Raw genomic sequence first — 15,730 nt, forward strand, 5'->3', positions numbered from 1 at the left:
GCAAGGAGAAAAGCCATGGCCAAAGAAGGCTCGGTAGCCCCCAAGGAACGCATCAACGTCACTTTCAAACCTGCCACCGGTGGTGCCCAGGAAGAGATCGAACTGCCGTTGAAACTACTGGCAATCGGTGACTACACCCACCGCAAGGACGAACGCAAAGTCGAAGATCGCAAGCCGATCAGCATCGACAAGATGACCTTCGACGAAGTGCTGGCCAAGCAAGAGCTGAGCCTGACACTGAGCGTACCGAACCGTCTTCAGGAAGAAAGCGACACTGAAGAACTGGCCGTGAAACTGCGCGTCAACTCGATGAAGGACTTCAACCCGGCCAGCCTGGTCGAGCAAGTGCCTGAGCTGAAAAAACTGATGGAACTGCGCGACGCGCTGGTGGCCCTCAAAGGCCCGCTGGGTAACGCACCTGCGTTCCGCAAAGCCATCGAAGGCGTGCTCGCCGACGACGAATCCCGCGGTCGCGTATTGGGTGAGCTGGGCTTGAACGCCGCCGCCCAGGACGCCTGAGCCCCCATCAGCCAAGGAAGCCAAGACAATGAGCACTAGCGCAGCACAGCAAAAGAGTAACGAGAACGGCGAATACAGCATTCTCGACAGCATCATCGCCGAAACCCGCCTGACCCCGGACGACGAAGCCTACGACATCGCCAAGCGCGGTGTGTCGGCCTTCATCGAAGAGCTGCTCAAGCCGCAGAACAACGGCGAGCCGGTCAAGAAAGCCATGGTTGACCGCATGATCGCCGAGATCGATGCCAAGCTCAGCCGCCAGATGGACGAAATCCTGCACCACCCGGACTTCCAGTCGCTGGAATCGTCATGGCGTGGCCTGCAGTTGCTGGTCGACCGCACCAATTTCCGCGAAAACATCAAGATCGAAATCCTCAACGTCTCCAAGGACGACCTGCTGGACGACTTCGAAGATTCGCCGGAAGTGATGCAGTCGGGCCTGTACAAGCACATCTACACCGCTGAATACGGTCAGTTCGGTGGTCAGCCGGTGGGCGCGATCATCGCCAACTACTTCATGTCCCCGAGCTCGCCGGACGTGAAACTGATGCAGTACGTGTCCAGCGTTGCCTGCATGTCCCACGCGCCGTTCATTGCCGCGGCCGGCCCGAAATTCTTCGGCCTGGAAAGCTTCACCGGCCTGCCGGACCTGAAGGATCTGAAAGATCACTTCGAAGGCCCGCAATTCGCCAAATGGCAGAGCTTCCGCCAGTCGGAAGACTCCCGTTACGTTGGCCTGACCGTGCCGCGTTTCCTGCTGCGTAACCCGTACGACCCGGAAGACAACCCGGTCAAATCGTTCGTGTACAAGGAAACCGTCGCCAACAGCCACGAGCACTACCTGTGGGGCAACACCGCCTATGCGTTCGGCACCAAGCTGACCGACAGCTTCGCCAAGTTCCGCTGGTGCCCGAACATCATCGGCCCGCAGAGCGGTGGCGCGGTGGAAGACCTGCCGTTGCACCACTTCGAAAGCATGGGCGAAATCGAAACCAAGATTCCTACGGAAGTATTGGTTAGCGACCGTCGTGAATACGAACTGGCCGAGGAAGGCTTCATTTCCCTGACCATGCGCAAAGGCTCCGACAACGCGGCGTTCTTCTCCGCGAGCTCGGTGCAGAAGCCGAAGTTCTTCGGCATCAGTGCAGAAGGCAAGGCGGCAGAGCTGAACTACAAGCTCGGCACCCAACTGCCGTACATGATGATCGTCAACCGTCTGGCTCACTACTTGAAAGTGCTGCAGCGCGAGCAACTCGGTTCGTGGAAAGAACGTACCGACCTCGAGCTGGAACTCAACAAGTGGATCCGCCAGTACGTGGCCGACCAGGAAAACCCGAGCGCCGAAGTCCGTGGCCGTCGTCCGCTGCGTGCCGCCCAGATCATCGTCAGCGATGTCGAAGGCGAGCCTGGTTGGTACCGCGTCAGCCTGAACGTGCGCCCGCACTTCAAGTACATGGGTGCCGATTTCACCCTGTCGCTGGTTGGCAAGCTGGACAAAGAGTAAACGGAGCTAACTCATGACTGGATACGGCAGCCTTTTCGAACGCCTGGGCGGCGACGCGGACAAACGCGTCGGCTGGAGCCGCGAGGTTTCCGCCATGGCGTCCGTGGCTGCCCATCTGGCCAAGATGCTCAGCACCCGTGCGGGCAGCGTGCAAACGCTGTCCGATTACGGGCTACCCGATCTCAATGACATGCGTCTGAGCCTGCACGACTCCCTGAGTCAGGCCCGTCTGGCCATCGAAAATTTCATCGAAGCCTACGAGCCACGCCTGAGCAATGTGCATGTCATCTCCCTGCCGCGTGACCACGATCAGCTTCGCCTGTCCTTCAGCATCGAAGGCCTGCTGGAAGTTGATGGTTTCAAGCGTCAGGTCAGTTTCGCCGCGCGCCTGGATGGCAGCGGTCAAGTGAAGGTCAACTAAGGAGATTCGTATGTCCGGCAAACCCGCAGCCCGCGTATCCGACCCCACCGCTTGCCCGCTCCCCGGCCACGGCACCAACCCGATCGCCGCCGGTTCCGGCGACGTGTTCTTCGACGGCCTCGCGGCCGCCCGCCAAGGCGATGCCTCGGCGTGTGGTGGTGCGATGGTCGGCGACCTTGCAACGACTGTTTTGATCAACGGTAAACCGGCGGCCACTGTGGGCTCCGTTGGTACTCATGGCAACAAAGTTACGGCTGGGTCCGGGACGGTGATTATTGGGAATTCGCATTCGCCGGCGCCGTTTGTTCCGCCGTTGCCGGTGGAGATTCAGTGGCCGTTTAACGAGCACTTTGTGATCAATTGCCAAGAAAGCGGAAAGCCGCTCGCCGGAGTGGAATACACGCTTAAAACTGCCTCGGGGAAGATCATTAACGGTGTGACGGGGGCGGACGGAAAAACGCAAACAGTTTTCTCAGCTACTGCGGAGGCGGTTGAGTTGGTCATTGAACCCCAAGCCAGAGTTGTACTCGCTTAGTTATTTGCTTTTCGCCACCAGTGACAATCGGATCCTGGAGTAACTGTTAGAGGGATATGGAAATGGCAGCAACAACAGTGGCAACGACCATGACTCCGGCAAGTAATAAAGTCGGACAGTCTGCGACTGCGCGTCAGTTCAAGATCACTGATATTCCAGATACGATGAAAAAAATGAAATGGCCAGTTGCCGCAGACCTTATGAACCATTGGTTCAGTGGTAAGCCATGGCCAACTGGTGATGGTGGGATGGATGATAAAGTAAAGAAGCATGATGTTTTCGCGCCCAAGGAATACATAGAAGAATCCATCGTTAAAATGAGTTGGGTTTCCGGTTTTGAACGTGCAAATTCTGCGATAAAGCATTTGAGGGGGACCTGGAATAGTCCAGCTGGAGTCACTCTGATCAAAAGCAGGCTCCGTCGAGCGTTTTCCGGTAAAGCCTCTGGGTGTTATCCGGTTGCGTTTAATGGTGTTGCCAGTGCTGCTGAGAAATTTGGTTATTCAAATAACAAAGTAGTCGAGTTTGAGCAGGCAGGCTCTGATGAGGTGAATGAGCTTCGAGCGGCACTGGCTAATTTCAACATGCGAGCTATTGCTGAAGGTGTCGTCGTTGTAACGGATAAGAGTATCGTATTTACCCCGTCGAAATTGGGCTTTTATATCGAGGATTCCTACGATTTCAACGATGGCGTAGCTCTGTTCAGTCAGATTCTTGGCTACTGGAATTTTGATAAGTTAGTGACGGACCCCGTTGAGGGAGCAAAAGCTAACGCGAAACTGGCTGCCCAAATGAATGCCGTTATGGCGGAGTCGCAATATCAGGGTGTGAGAGGACAGCAAAGCACACAGCAAAAAGATGAGGCCGTACGTCGATATCGAGAGCTCGAAGGCAAACACTACATGCTCGTTCAAAACAGTGATTTTCGAGACTATCGTGATCTGAATGAGAAGGGCGGCGATTTTCGCGTGTATTCGGACATTATGTACGAGCCCGTAACGTCTGCACCTATTGAGATATCTGCTAAATGAAGATCGGACATAAGTACGCCATAAGCTTGGCTGTCTTGTTGTGTAGCTTGTTGATGGCTAGTGCAATCATTGTGGTTGAAGTTTTAGGTCGTGCGCCAGACTATTCGAAAAAAAGTCCGTCTGGGCAATACCTTATCGAGTCTGTTCCTGCAAGCTCGCTTTTGACCCCGCGAGACTTTGTTTATCTGCGATTCACCGAATTAAACAACCCCAGTCAGGTTTACCGTACACCTCTTTTTTCCGAGTTGGAGTTGGATATGCGCGCCGATGAAGATGAAAAAACAGTGGGTGTTGTATTTATAGAATTTGATAAGTCGAGCAAGGCTTTTACGTTGGGGCTTTCCAGCCCGAAAAAGCACTGGTTGAATTTTTTTATCAGCAATACGCCTTACAGGGTTCTGGAAAATTGATGCTGGGTTCAGTGACCGGGATGCTCTTTGCAAGACCACGAAAAAGCACTTGTGGCATCAGCACGGCGATTACGCCTGAAAAAATGAGAGAGCGGTAATCATGAGCGCAATGGATTTGCAGGGGTATCTGGCCCCTCGCGCTCTACAGGATTTTTTTGATGAGTTCCACTACCAGGCAGGTAACCCGTGTCCTTTAACCACTACTACCAAAGCGAACTCACCGCACTTCGCCAGTTAGGTCGTCGTTTCGCCGAGCGTAGCCCGGCGTTGGCGCCTTTCCTCGGCCAAGCCGGGCGGGATCCCGACGTGGAGCGGTTGCTGGAAGGTTTTGCGTTCCTGACCGGTCGCCTGCGTCAGAAGCTCGATGACGAATTGCCCGAACTCAGCCATTCGCTTATGCAACTGCTGTGGCCCAACTACATGCGGCCGCTGCCGGCGTTCAGCATTTTGCAGTTCGACCCGTTGAAACGTTCCGGCCCGGCGCTGAAGGTCGATCGCGATACACCGATTGAAAGCGTTCCGATTGAAGACGTGCGTTGCCGTTTCCGCACGTGCTACCCGACCGAAGTCCAGGCGCTGGATCTGGCCGCGCTGACGTACTCGGTGAAAGGCGACGGTTCGCTGTTGAGCCTGCGCCTGGAGATGAGCGCCGACGGTCACCTCGGTGAGCTGGAATTGAGTCGCTTGCGCCTGCACTTCGCCGGCGAGCGTTACATCAGCCAGATGCTGTACCTGAGCCTGTTGCGCAATCTGGAAGGCATCGAGTTGATCCCGCTGGATAACGCCGGCAAGCCGATCAATGGCGTCAACGGCACCCCGATGGCGTTCAAGATGCCCGGCGACCGGGTGCAGCCGGTGGGTTTTGCCGAAGAAGAAGCGTTGATTCCGTATCCGCTGAACACCTTCCGTGGCTACCGCTACCTGCAAGAGTATTTCGCCTTCCAGGACAAGTTCCTGTTCGTCGATGTCAACGGTCTGGACATTCTCAAGGCGCTGCCGGAAAACACCCTCAAGCAGATGCGTGGTCTGGAGTTGCGCTTCGATATTCGCAAGAGCGGCATCCTGCGCATGCGTCCGACCCTGGACAACGTGAAGCTGTATTGCACGCCCATCGTCAACCTGTTCAAGCACGACGCACTGCCGATTCGCCTCGACGGCAAGCAGGACGAATACCTGCTGTTGCCTGCCGAATACGACCTGGAAAACTGCGGCGTGTTTTCCGTGGAAAGCGTCACCGGCTGGAAGCCCGGCGGTCTCGGTTATCAGGAGTACGTGCCGTTCGAATCCTTCGAGCACGACCCGAGTTTCGACGTGCCCACCAGCCGTCCGCACTACAGCATTCGCCAGCGTTCATCGCTGCTGCACGACGGCCTCGACACTTACTTGAGCTTCGGCATCCGCCATACCGAAGCCCACGAAACCCTGTCGATCGAGCTGACGTGCACCAACCAGAACCTGCCAAAAAAACTCAAGCTCGGCGACATCTGCCAGGCCTGTGAAGAGACGCCGGAGTTTCTCAGTTTCCGCAACATCACCCCGGCTACCCCGAGTTATGCGCCGCCGCTGAATCGCGACTTCCTGTGGAAGCTGATCAGCAACATGTCGCTTAACTATCTGTCATTGGCCGACGTCAATGCGTTGAAGGTGATTCTCGAAACCTACGACCTGCCGCGCTACTACGACCAGCACGCGGAGAAGGTCAGCAAGCGCCTGCTCGGCGGGCTCAAATCGATCAAACACCAACACGTCGACCGCCTGCATCGCGGCTTGCCGGTGCGCGGGTTGCGCACCGAGCTGACCATCGACCCGGAAGGCTACATCGGCGAAGGCGACCTGTTCGTGTTCGCTTCGGTTCTTAACGAGTTTTTCGCGCTTTACGCCAGTCTCAATTCGTACCACGAGCTGCGGGTAAAAAGCACACAGGGAGAGGTGTACCAATGGACACCACGTATGGGCCTTCAGCCGCTGCTTTAAGCGGTCTGACCCGAGGAATACGCGAGTACTCGCTGTTTCAGGCCGTGCTGCTGGTGGTTGACCGGCTGCGCGAGGCCCACCCGCACCTGAGTCAGGACGATTTGTACGACCAGCTGGAATTCCAGGCCAACCCGAGCCTGGGTTTCCCTGGCAGCGATGTCGATCGCGTGGAGTTTTTCCACGAGCACGGGCAGATGCGCGCGCGCCTGCGTTTCAACCTGATCGGCCTGGTCGGTTCCGGTTCGCCGCTGCCGGCGTTCTACGGCGAACAGGCCTTGGGCGACAGCGAAGACGGCAACCCGACCCGCAACTTCCTCGACCTGTTCCACCATCGCCTGCAACGGCTGATGCTGCCGATCTGGCGCAAATACCGCTACCGCGCCAGCTTCGAGAGCGGTGCGCTCGACCCGTTCTCCTCGCAATTGTTTGCGTTGATTGGCCTGGGCGGCGAAGAGATCCGCAAGGCCGGCGAACTGAACTGGAAACGCCTGCTGCCATACCTCGGCTTGCTCAGCTTGCGCGCGCACTCGGCGGCGCTGATCGAAGCGGTGCTGCGTTACTACTTCAAGCACGCCGAGCTGACCATCGAGCAGTGCATCGAGCGCCGCGTGGAAATCCTCGACGAGCAGCGCAATCGTTTGGGTCGCGCCAACAGCCTGCTTGGCGAAGACCTGGTGCTGGGCGAACACGTGCGCGACCGCAGCGGCAAATTCCGCATTCACATCCGCGAACTCGACTGGCAACGCTTTCACGAATTCCTGCCCATCGGTTTCGGCTACCAGCCGTTGTGCGCGCTGGTGCGCTTTACCCTGCGTGACCCGCTCGATTACGACATTCGCCTGGTGTTGCGCCACGAAGAAATCCCGGAACTGCGCATCGGTGAGCAGAACGCCTGTCGCTTGGGTTGGACCAGTTGGCTGGGCCGCGAAAAAGCGGACGGCGTGGTGACCCTGGGCAGCAAAATTCATTAAGGACAGATGACCAATGATCAACGTAGACCTGCAACAACTTATCCAGGCGCTGGACGCCGAAACCCGTCGTGACCTGGAAAGTTCTGCCGAACGCTGCGTCGCCCGTGGCGGCAGCAAGATCCTCGTCGAAGACTTGTTGCTCGGCCTGCTGGAGCGCCCGCAAGGCTTGCTCGCGCGCGCGCTGCAAGATGCCGAAGTGGATGCCGGTGAACTGAGCGCGGCCCTGCAATCGCGGGTCGAACACAGCGCTTCGCGCAACCCGGTGTTTGCCCCGGAACTGGTGCAATGGCTGCAGGATGCCTTGCTGGTGGCGAACCTCGAACTGGGCCAGACCCAGGTCGAACAGGCCGCGCTGATCCTCGCCTTGCTGCGTAACCCGATGCGTTACGCCGGCAGCCGTTACCAGGCGTTGTTGGCCAAACTGAACATTGATCGCCTGAAAGAATTCGCCCTGTCGCAGAAAGAACAACCGGCCACCGGCAAACCCGCCGTGCCGGGCGAATCGCTGCTGCAACGCTTCACCCACAACCTGACCCAACAGGCCCGCGACGGCAAACTCGACCCGGTGCTGTGCCGCGATGGTGCGATCCGGCAGATGATCGACATCCTTGCCCGTCGCCGCAAGAACAACCCGATTGTGGTCGGTGAAGCCGGTGTGGGTAAAACCGCGATCGTCGAAGGCCTGGCCTCGCGCATCGCCGCCGGTGAAGTGCCTCAGGTGCTCAAAGGCGTCGAGCTGCTGTCGCTGGACATGGGCCTGCTGCAGGCCGGTGCCAGCGTCAAAGGTGAATTCGAACGTCGCCTCAAGGGCGTGATCGACGAAGTCAAAGCTTCGCCGAAACCGATCATCCTGTTCATCGACGAAGCCCACACGCTGATCGGCGCGGGCGGCAATGCCGGCGGTTCCGACGCGGCCAACCTGCTGAAACCGGCGCTGGCCCGTGGCGAACTGCGCACCATCGCCGCCACCACCTGGGCCGAGTACAAAAAATACTTCGAGAAAGACCCGGCGCTGGCCCGTCGTTTCCAGCCGGTGCAACTGCACGAACCGACCGTCAGCGAAGCGGTGACCATCCTTCGTGGTCTGGCTCAGGTGTACGAGAAGAGCCACGGCATCTACCTGCGCGATGACGCCGTCGTCTCCGCCGCCGAACTGTCCGCCCGTTACCTCGCCGGTCGCCAACTGCCGGACAAAGCCGTCGACGTGCTCGACACCGCGTGCGCCCGCGTTCGCATCAGCCTCGCCGCCGCTCCGGAAAGCCTTGAACGCCTGCGTGGCGAACTGGCTGAAGGCGGTCGTCAGCGTCAGGCCCTGCGCCGTGATGCGGAAGCCGGTTTGCTGATCGATCACGAAGCGCTGGAAGCACTGGAAGCGCGGCTGGAAGAAGCTGAAGACGAAAGGGCGGCGCTGGAAATCCTGTGGACCGAACAGAAGGCATTGGCCGAACGCCTGTTGGACCTGCGCCAACAACTGGCCAAGGCGCGTGAAGCCGCTGCCGTCGAACCCATCGTCACGGTTGAAGAAGACGCCGAAGGCACCGTGATCGAAACCCTGCCGGTGGACGAAGCGCACAGCGTCGAAACCCTGGAAGCGGCACTCAACGAAACGCACAAAGCGCTGACCGAGCTTCAGGTCAAAGAACGCCTGGTGAGCTTCGAAGTCTGCCCGCGTCTGGTCGCCGAAGTGATCAGCGCCTGGACCGGCGTGCCCTTGGCGCAACTGGCCCGCGAGCACAATGCCAAGGTCGCGAGCTTCGCCACCGACCTGCGCACGCGCATCCGAGGTCAGGAACAAGCCGTTCACGCCCTGGACCGCTCGATGCGCGCCACCGCAGCCGGCCTCAACAAACCTGATGCGCCGGTCGGCGTGTTCCTGCTGGTAGGCCCGAGCGGCGTCGGCAAGACCGAAACTGCGCTGGCCCTGGCGGATTTGCTGTACGGCGGTGATCGTTTCATCACCACCATCAACATGTCCGAGTTCCAGGAGAAACACACCGTCTCGCGTCTGATCGGTGCGCCACCAGGCTACGTCGGTTATGGCGAGGGCGGCATGCTCACCGAAGCCGTGCGCCAAAAACCGTATTCGGTGGTGCTGCTCGATGAAGTCGAGAAAGCCGACCCGGACGTGCTCAACCTGTTCTACCAAATCTTCGATAAAGGCGTGGCCAACGACGGCGAAGGGCGCGAGATCGACTTCCGCAACACGTTGATCCTGATGACCTCGAACCTGGGCAGCGACCGCATCAGCGAACTCTGCGAAAACGGCGCGCGGCCGTCGGCCGAAGTACTCGAAGAGACCATCCGCCCGGTGCTGAGCAAACACTTCAAACCGGCGCTGCTGGCGCGGATGCGCGTGGTGCCTTACTACCCGGTGGGCGGCCCGGTGCTGCGCGAGCTGATCGAAATCAAACTCGGCCGTTTGGGCGAGCGCCTGAACCGTCGTCAGCTGGACTTCACTTACTCCCAGGACCTCGTCGATCACTTGGCCGAACGCTGCACCCAAAGCGACAGCGGCGCACGCCTGATCGACCATTTGCTCGACCTGCACGTGCTGCCGCTGGTGGCCGACCGCTTGCTCGACGCGATGGCCACCGGTGAAAGCCTCAAGCGTGTGCATGCCACGCTCGACGGTGACGCCAGCGTGACCTGCGAGTTCGCCTGAGGTGGGTGTGATGTTCACTCAAGTGCCGCAACCGCTGGTCTATGCCGAAGCCTTGCTGGCGCAGTTCGCCAGCCTGTCGCGGGCGGCGGACGGGGCTGCGCTGCTGGGTGACTTCGTGCGCGGTCTGGCCGAGCTCAGCGGTTGCGAACTGACGCAGCTGTACTTGCTGGACGCGACCCACACCTGCCTGGGCATGAACGCCGAATGCCTGAACGGCATCCTGCAACCCCGGGAAGCGGCGAGCCTGCCGGCGGATTACAACGGTGAACAACTGCTGCAGTTCGCCCTGTGCCAGAACCGCGTGGTGAGCCTCAGCGAACTGAGCGGCAGCCTGCACGAAACCAGTTTCCTGCCGCCCCAGGCCACGCCTTGGCAGTCGCTGTTGTGCGTGCCTTTGGTCAATCAGCAGAAGTCGGTTGAAGGCTTGCTGCTGTGCGCCAGTCGCCGGCATATCGACCTGCAAGGCTTTGCCGACTCCCTCGGTCAGCTGGGTTCGTTCGTGCTCGGCCAGTTGCACCTGCTGCAACGGTTGCGTCAGCCGAGCGGTGTTTCGCGGCCAGCGCCGGTCAGTGTGCCGAGCGCCAGCGGTTACGGTTTGATCGGTAAAAGCTCGGCCATGCGCCAGACCTATTCGCTGATCAGCAAAGTCCTGCACAGCCCATACACCGTGCTGTTGCGCGGCGAAACCGGCACCGGCAAGGAAGTGGTCGCCCGGGCGATTCACGATTGCGGGCCGCGCCGCTCCCAGGCGTTCATCGTGCAGAACTGCGCGGCGTTCCCCGAGAACCTGCTGGAAAGTGAACTGTTCGGCTACCGCAAAGGCGCCTTCACCGGCGCTGATCGCGACCGCGCCGGGCTGTTCGACGCGGCCAATGGCGGCACCTTGCTGCTGGATGAAATCGGCGACATGCCGTTGTCGCTGCAAGCCAAGTTGCTGCGCGTGTTGCAGGAAGGCGAGATCCGTCCGCTGGGTTCCAACGATACCCACAAGATCGACGTGCGCATCATTGCCGCGACGCACCGGGATTTGTCGGTGCTGGTCAGCGAAGGCAAATTCCGCGAGGACTTGTACTACCGCCTCGCGCAATTCCCGATCGAGTTGCCGGCCCTGCGCCAACGTGAAGGCGACATCCTCGACCTGGCCCGGCACTTTGCGGAAAAGGCCTGCTCGTTCTTGCAACGCGATGCGGTGCGTTGGTCTGACGCGGCGCTGGATCACCTGTCCGGTTATGCCTTCCCCGGCAACGTGCGCGAACTCAAAGGCCTGGTCGAGCGCGCCGTTTTGCTGTGCGAGGGCGGCGAGTTACTGGCCGAGCATTTCTCCCTGCGCATGGAAGCCATGCCGGAAGACAACAGCCTGAACCTGCGCGAACGCCTGGAGCAGGTCGAACGCAGCCTGCTGCTCGATTGCCTGCGCAAAAACGACGGCAACCAGACCCTCGCCGCCCGCGAACTCGGCCTGCCACGACGCACGCTGCTGTACCGCCTCGGGCGCCTGAATATCAACCTGGGTGACTTCGATGGGTAGGTCAATGACCGTCGATTTCACCTCATTCGCTTCTGATAGCGCCGCCCAATCGGGCCGGCGCTTTGTGCTTTGTCTATCCCTGGAGACCCTCTGATGCCTGTTCGTCACTGGCAAGCCGTCCTGCTGACCCTCGTCGTTCTATGCGGCCTCGGCGGCTGTAGCGGCAATTACAAATACAACGACAACACCTATCGCCCATTGGGTGATCCGCAGGCGGTCAATCGCGGCAAGTGACCGCAAGGAGTATCACCATGGAACTGGTTTTCGAAATGCTCAACACCAAGCAATTCGTGCCCACGGACTTGTGCCAAAAGACCTTTAAACAGGCTGGGGGCGTGATTGGCCGGGGCGAGGATTGCGACTGGATCATTCCAGACCGCAAGCGCCACCTGTCCAACCACCACGCGTTGATCAGCTACCGCGAAGGCACGTTTTTCCTGACCGATACCAGCAGCAACGGTATCCAGAACAGCGAAAGCGGCGCACGCCTGCGCAAGGGCGAAGCCATGCGCATCGAACACGGCAGTGTCTATGTGCTGGGTGATTTCGAGATCCGCGCGCGGCTGGTGCGGGACCCCGCGACCTTCGACGTCGAAGTTGGCCGTCCGCAAGCGGCCGGCAGCATCATTCCGGATGACGCGTTCCTCGACCTCGACCCGCTCAATGCACTGGATCAGCAAGAACGTGTGTATTCGGAAATCGAGCAATTGATCTCCCCGAGCACCGCCATCGAAGACACCCGTCAGCGCGCCGACTACGCCCGTATCGACATGGAAAGCCTGATGGTCCCGGAGCTGATCAATGCCCCGGCCGAACCCGCTCCGGCCCCACCGCCGAAAGCGGTCGAACGTCAGAGCGAAGGCTTCTGGGAGCATTTCGGTGCCGCGCTGGGCGTGGACCTCAAAGGCCTCGACCACGACGCCCGCGAAGCGCTGGCGCTGAACGCGGCCCGCTTGCTCAAGCAAAGCGTCGGCGGTTTACAGCAGAGCCTGCGCACCCGCAGCGAACTGAAAAACGAACTGCGTCTGGCCCAGACCACCGTGCAAGGCTCGCAAAAGAACCCGCTGAAATTCGCCGTCGATGCCGGTGAAGCACTGGGCATTTTGTTGCAGCCGAACAAGCCGGGCCAGTTGCCGGCAGAACAAGCGATCTCCCGCGCGTTCCGCGATTTGCAGGCGCATCAGGTGGCTTTGCTGACCGCCAGCCGCGCCGCCGTTCGCGGCACGCTGGAGCACTTCTCGCCACAGCAATTGACCCTGCGTTTCGAGCGCGACAACAAGCCGTTGCTCGCCACCTCGGGCAGTCGCTGGAGAGCCTACGGTCGTTATCACCAGGCCCTGCGTCAGGACGATGACTGGAGCGAGCGCCTCTTGGCCCGTGACTTCGCTCAGGCCTACGAAGAGCAGATCCGCCTGATTTCCACCCTACACACCGACCACCAAGGATGATGCGCATGTCTCGCTGCTCGACCGCTTTTTCAAGACGCTGACGGCGCTCATGGCCCTGGTGCTGTTGGCCGGCTGCTCGTCGCTGTCGCCGTATTCGAAAGTCACCAAGCTCAACCTGAAACTGACCGCCAGCGATCAGCTGAACCCGGACCTCAACGGGCGTCCGTCGCCGATTGTCGTGCGCCTGTTCGAGCTCAAGCACCCGGTGACGTTCGAAAACGCCGACTTCTTCAGCCTGTATGAACGCGCCAAGGAATCCCTGGCCCCAGACCTGGTGGCCAGCGAAGAACTCGAGCTGCGCCCCGGCGAAACCGTTGAGCTGAAACTCAGCGTGGAGGAGGGCAGCCGCTACGTTGGCGTGCTCGCCGCTTACCGCGACCTGCCGGAAACCAAATGGCGCTACACCGTGCAAATCACCCCGGTGGAAGTCACCGACGCTGACCTGACGCTCGATCAGGCCGGTATCCGCAATAGCCTCGAAACGCTCGCCAAGGCGGATGACTGATCATGAATAACCATAAAGTCATTTGGCAGGAAGGCATGCTGCTGCGCCCGCAGCACTTCCAGCACAACGATCGCTACTACGATCACCAGATGAAGACCCGCACCCAGTTGCTGGGCAGTTACACCTGGGGTTTCCTGAACCTGGACATCGATTTGCAGTTCCTCAACATGGGCAAACTGGTGGTCAGCCAGGCCTCGGGGATTCTGCCGGACGGCAGCCTGTTCGAACTCGGTGGCAACACCGAACCGTTGGCGCTGGATGTGCCGCCGAACACCGGCAACACGCCGATCTACCTGGCGTTGCCGCTGGTCACCGGTAACCACATCGAGGCGCGCCGTCCGGAGCAATCCGACGTGCTGGCGCGCTACACCGCGTACGAAGCCGAAGTCGCCGACTCCAACGCCGGCGACGACTCTGCCAGCCAGGTGCGCTGCGGTCGCCCGGACTTCAAATTGTTGCTCGGTGAACAGCAGAGCGATCAGGCCTACGTGAAGCTGAAAATCTGCGACGTGCTCGACACCACGCCCGACGGCGTGATCAGCCTCGACCCGGATTTCGTGCCGACCTACATTCAGGCGCATGCCTCCAGCTACTTGCTGTCGTGCCTCAAAGAAGTGATCAGCATGCTCGGTCACCGTGGCGACACCATCGCCGAGCGCATCCGTTCCAACGGCAAGGTCGGTGGCGCGGAAGTCGGCGACTTCATGATGCTGCAACTGATCAACCGCACCGAACTGTTGCTGCGTCACTACCTCGGCCTGGAGCAGGTTCACCCGGAAGAGTTGTACCGCACGCTGCTGACCATGCTCGGTGACCTGGCGACCTTCTCCAGCGACAGCAAACGCCCGCGCCTGGACAGCCGTTACCAGCACAGCGATCAGGGTGCGAGCTTTCGCAAACTGATGGAAGCGATCCGCCAGGTGCTGTCGATGGTGCTGGAACAGCACGCCATCGAACTGATCCTGCAGGAACGTCAGTACGGGATCATCGTCTCGCCATTGCACGACCACAAACTGCTGGGCTCGGCGTCGTTCGTGCTCGCGGCCAGTGCCAACTGCGACTCCGAAGAACTGCGCCACCGCTTGCCGGCGCACCTCAAGGTCGGCCCGGTGGAGCGCATCCGCCAACTGGTCAACCTGCACCTGCCGGGCATCAAGGTCAAACCGTTGCCGGTGGCCCCGCGGCAGATCGCGTTCCACTCCAACAAAACCTATTTCATCCTCGAACTCAGTTCGGGAGACCTGGCAGACCTGGAGCGCTCCGGCGGCTTCGCGTTCCACGTTTCCGGTGAATTTGCCGAGCTCGAACTGAAATTCTGGGCCATCAGGAACTGACTGAAATGATTAAGGACATGGAACACCATCAGGACGATAAAACCGTCTTGCTCGACCGCCAGGGCCACGGCCCGGCGCAAAGTCCGCTGACCGATTTCGCTGCACCGCCGCGATTCGAGCAGCTCGAAGAACGCATGATCTACGCCGCGCGTTTGCGTCCGGCCGAAGCGTTCAACATCAGCCTCAATTCGCTGGTGGCCGCTGCGTCCGAGCTGCTCTCGGAAGTGGTGCGACTCAAGCACAGCGACACCCGCGAAGACATGTATGCGCTCAACGAGCGACTGACCGCCGGGCTCAAGCTGTTTGAAGTGCGCGCACTGCACAACGGCGCCGAAAGCAGCCAGGTGATGGCCGCGCGCTACGTGCTGTGCACCGTGGTCGACGAAGCCGTCGTGACCACGCCGTGGGGCAACGAAAGCGAGTGGTCGCAGATGAGCCTGCTCAGCAGCTTCCACAACGAAACCTTCGGTGGCGAGAAGTTCTTCCAGCTGCTGGATCGCCTGTCGAAAAACCCGGTCAAGCACCTGCCGATGCTGGAGTTGATGTACCTGTGCCTGTCCCTCGGTTTCGAAGGCAAGTACCGCGTACAAGCGCGCGGCATGCTCGAACTCGAAGGCATCCGCGATGCCTTGTACCGGCAGATCCGTCAACTGCGTGGCGACGTGCCGCGTGAGCTGTCGCCGCACTGGGAAGGCCTGAACGATCAGCGCCGCAGCCTGGTGCGCATCGTGCCGGCGTGGATGGTGGTGCTGTTCACCTTCGTCTGCCTGGTGGTGATGTATTCAGGTTTCGCCTGGGTGCTCGGCGAGCAGCGCGACACCGTTCTGCAACCTTTCCAGCCGCTAGATCCGGCCGCGGTCCAGCCGCAGTCACAGCCGTAAACAGGGA

The 15,730-nt window shown here is 60.0% G+C and carries 14 protein-coding genes and 1 pseudogene; all 15 read left to right on the forward strand.

Translation table 11 applies throughout. The annotated features are described in order from the left end of the window. Positions 1-15 precede the first annotated feature (15 nt). The 15 genes and pseudogenes from tssB to icmH all read left to right on the forward strand — a co-directional run bounded on the left by tssB (position 16) and on the right by icmH (position 15,723). On the forward strand, positions 16-519 hold the full coding sequence (gene tssB / locus AB4N43_RS17120) for a type VI secretion system contractile sheath small subunit (protein WP_027926311.1): 504 nt from the start codon (positions 16-18) through the stop codon (positions 517-519). Positions 520-547: 28 nt separating this feature from the next. Continuing rightward, positions 548-2,023: a type VI secretion system contractile sheath large subunit gene (gene tssC, locus AB4N43_RS17125; RefSeq protein WP_027926312.1), complete on the forward strand. Its 1,476-nt coding sequence runs from the start codon at positions 548-550 to the stop codon at positions 2,021-2,023. 13 nt (positions 2,024-2,036) lie between these two features. Next, positions 2,037-2,444: a type VI secretion system baseplate subunit TssE gene (gene tssE / locus AB4N43_RS17130; protein ID WP_027926313.1), complete on the forward strand. Its 408-nt coding sequence runs from the start codon at positions 2,037-2,039 to the stop codon at positions 2,442-2,444. 10 nt (positions 2,445-2,454) lie between these two features. After that, the gene (locus AB4N43_RS17135) at positions 2,455-2,979 is read left to right on the forward strand and encodes a PAAR domain-containing protein (RefSeq protein WP_027926314.1); all 525 of its coding nucleotides are present in this window, start codon (positions 2,455-2,457) and stop codon (positions 2,977-2,979) included. A gap of 62 nt (positions 2,980-3,041) precedes the next feature. Then, complete coding sequence (locus AB4N43_RS17140; RefSeq protein ID WP_027926315.1) at positions 3,042-4,010, forward strand: DUF6402 family protein; 969 nt, start codon at positions 3,042-3,044, stop codon at positions 4,008-4,010. Continuing rightward, the gene (locus AB4N43_RS17145; RefSeq protein WP_460151747.1) at positions 4,007-4,420 is read left to right on the forward strand and encodes a hypothetical protein; all 414 of its coding nucleotides are present in this window, start codon (positions 4,007-4,009) and stop codon (positions 4,418-4,420) included. The genes AB4N43_RS17140 and AB4N43_RS17145 overlap by 4 nt, the downstream gene beginning before the upstream one ends. Positions 4,421-4,606: 186 nt before the next feature. Beyond that, the gene (gene tssF / locus AB4N43_RS17150) at positions 4,607-6,394 is read left to right on the forward strand and encodes a type VI secretion system baseplate subunit TssF (protein ID WP_410921176.1); all 1,788 of its coding nucleotides are present in this window, start codon (positions 4,607-4,609) and stop codon (positions 6,392-6,394) included. Beyond that, the gene (gene tssG / locus AB4N43_RS17155; protein ID WP_027926318.1) at positions 6,358-7,365 is read left to right on the forward strand and encodes a type VI secretion system baseplate subunit TssG; all 1,008 of its coding nucleotides are present in this window, start codon (positions 6,358-6,360) and stop codon (positions 7,363-7,365) included. The genes tssF and tssG overlap by 37 nt, the downstream gene beginning before the upstream one ends. 13 nt (positions 7,366-7,378) lie before the next feature. After that, entirely contained in the window at positions 7,379-10,027 is a 2,649-nt protein-coding gene (gene tssH, locus AB4N43_RS17160; protein ID WP_460151748.1) for a type VI secretion system ATPase TssH, read from the forward strand. Between the two features lie 10 nt (positions 10,028-10,037). Then, a complete protein-coding gene (locus AB4N43_RS17165; protein ID WP_027926320.1) occupies positions 10,038-11,555 on the forward strand; it encodes a sigma-54 interaction domain-containing protein in 1,518 nt (505 codons plus the stop codon). A gap of 93 nt (positions 11,556-11,648) precedes the next feature. Next, positions 11,649-11,789, forward strand: a complete 141-nt coding sequence (locus tag AB4N43_RS17170) for a hypothetical protein (RefSeq protein ID WP_007894589.1) — start codon at positions 11,649-11,651, stop codon at positions 11,787-11,789. 17 nt (positions 11,790-11,806) lie between these two features. Then, positions 11,807-13,003: a type VI secretion system-associated FHA domain protein TagH gene (gene tagH, locus AB4N43_RS17175; RefSeq protein ID WP_027926321.1), complete on the forward strand. Its 1,197-nt coding sequence runs from the start codon at positions 11,807-11,809 to the stop codon at positions 13,001-13,003. 5 nt (positions 13,004-13,008) lie between these two features. Continuing rightward, positions 13,009-13,508: pseudogene (gene tssJ / locus AB4N43_RS17180) on the forward strand (type VI secretion system lipoprotein TssJ). Between the two features lie 2 nt (positions 13,509-13,510). Continuing rightward, positions 13,511-14,842, forward strand: coding sequence for a type VI secretion system baseplate subunit TssK (tssK, locus tag AB4N43_RS17185; protein WP_027926323.1), 1,332 nt, complete (start codon positions 13,511-13,513; stop codon positions 14,840-14,842). Positions 14,843-14,847: 5 nt separating this feature from the next. After that, positions 14,848-15,723: a type IVB secretion system protein IcmH/DotU gene (icmH, locus tag AB4N43_RS17190; protein ID WP_027926324.1), complete on the forward strand. Its 876-nt coding sequence runs from the start codon at positions 14,848-14,850 to the stop codon at positions 15,721-15,723. Positions 15,724-15,730 lie beyond the last annotated feature (7 nt).

It is taken from the genome of Pseudomonas sp. S2_B07 (assembly GCF_054668435.1).

Coding starts and splice junctions, on each gene's coding strand:
- tssB (WP_027926311.1), top strand. CDS start 16: ATGGCCAAAGAAGGCTCGGTAGCCCCCAAGGAACGCATCAACGTCACT.
- tssC (WP_027926312.1), top strand. CDS start 548: ATGAGCACTAGCGCAGCACAGCAAAAGAGTAACGAGAACGGCGAATAC.
- tssE (WP_027926313.1), top strand. CDS start 2,037: ATGACTGGATACGGCAGCCTTTTCGAACGCCTGGGCGGCGACGCGGAC.
- AB4N43_RS17135 (WP_027926314.1), top strand. CDS start 2,455: ATGTCCGGCAAACCCGCAGCCCGCGTATCCGACCCCACCGCTTGCCCG.
- AB4N43_RS17140 (WP_027926315.1), top strand. CDS start 3,042: ATGGCAGCAACAACAGTGGCAACGACCATGACTCCGGCAAGTAATAAA.
- AB4N43_RS17145 (WP_460151747.1), top strand. CDS start 4,007: ATGAAGATCGGACATAAGTACGCCATAAGCTTGGCTGTCTTGTTGTGT.
- tssG (WP_027926318.1), top strand. CDS start 6,358: ATGGACACCACGTATGGGCCTTCAGCCGCTGCTTTAAGCGGTCTGACC.
- tssH (WP_460151748.1), top strand. CDS start 7,379: ATGATCAACGTAGACCTGCAACAACTTATCCAGGCGCTGGACGCCGAA.
- AB4N43_RS17165 (WP_027926320.1), top strand. CDS start 10,038: ATGTTCACTCAAGTGCCGCAACCGCTGGTCTATGCCGAAGCCTTGCTG.
- AB4N43_RS17170 (WP_007894589.1), top strand. CDS start 11,649: ATGCCTGTTCGTCACTGGCAAGCCGTCCTGCTGACCCTCGTCGTTCTA.
- tagH (WP_027926321.1), top strand. CDS start 11,807: ATGGAACTGGTTTTCGAAATGCTCAACACCAAGCAATTCGTGCCCACG.
- tssK (WP_027926323.1), top strand. CDS start 13,511: ATGAATAACCATAAAGTCATTTGGCAGGAAGGCATGCTGCTGCGCCCG.
- icmH (WP_027926324.1), top strand. CDS start 14,848: ATGATTAAGGACATGGAACACCATCAGGACGATAAAACCGTCTTGCTC.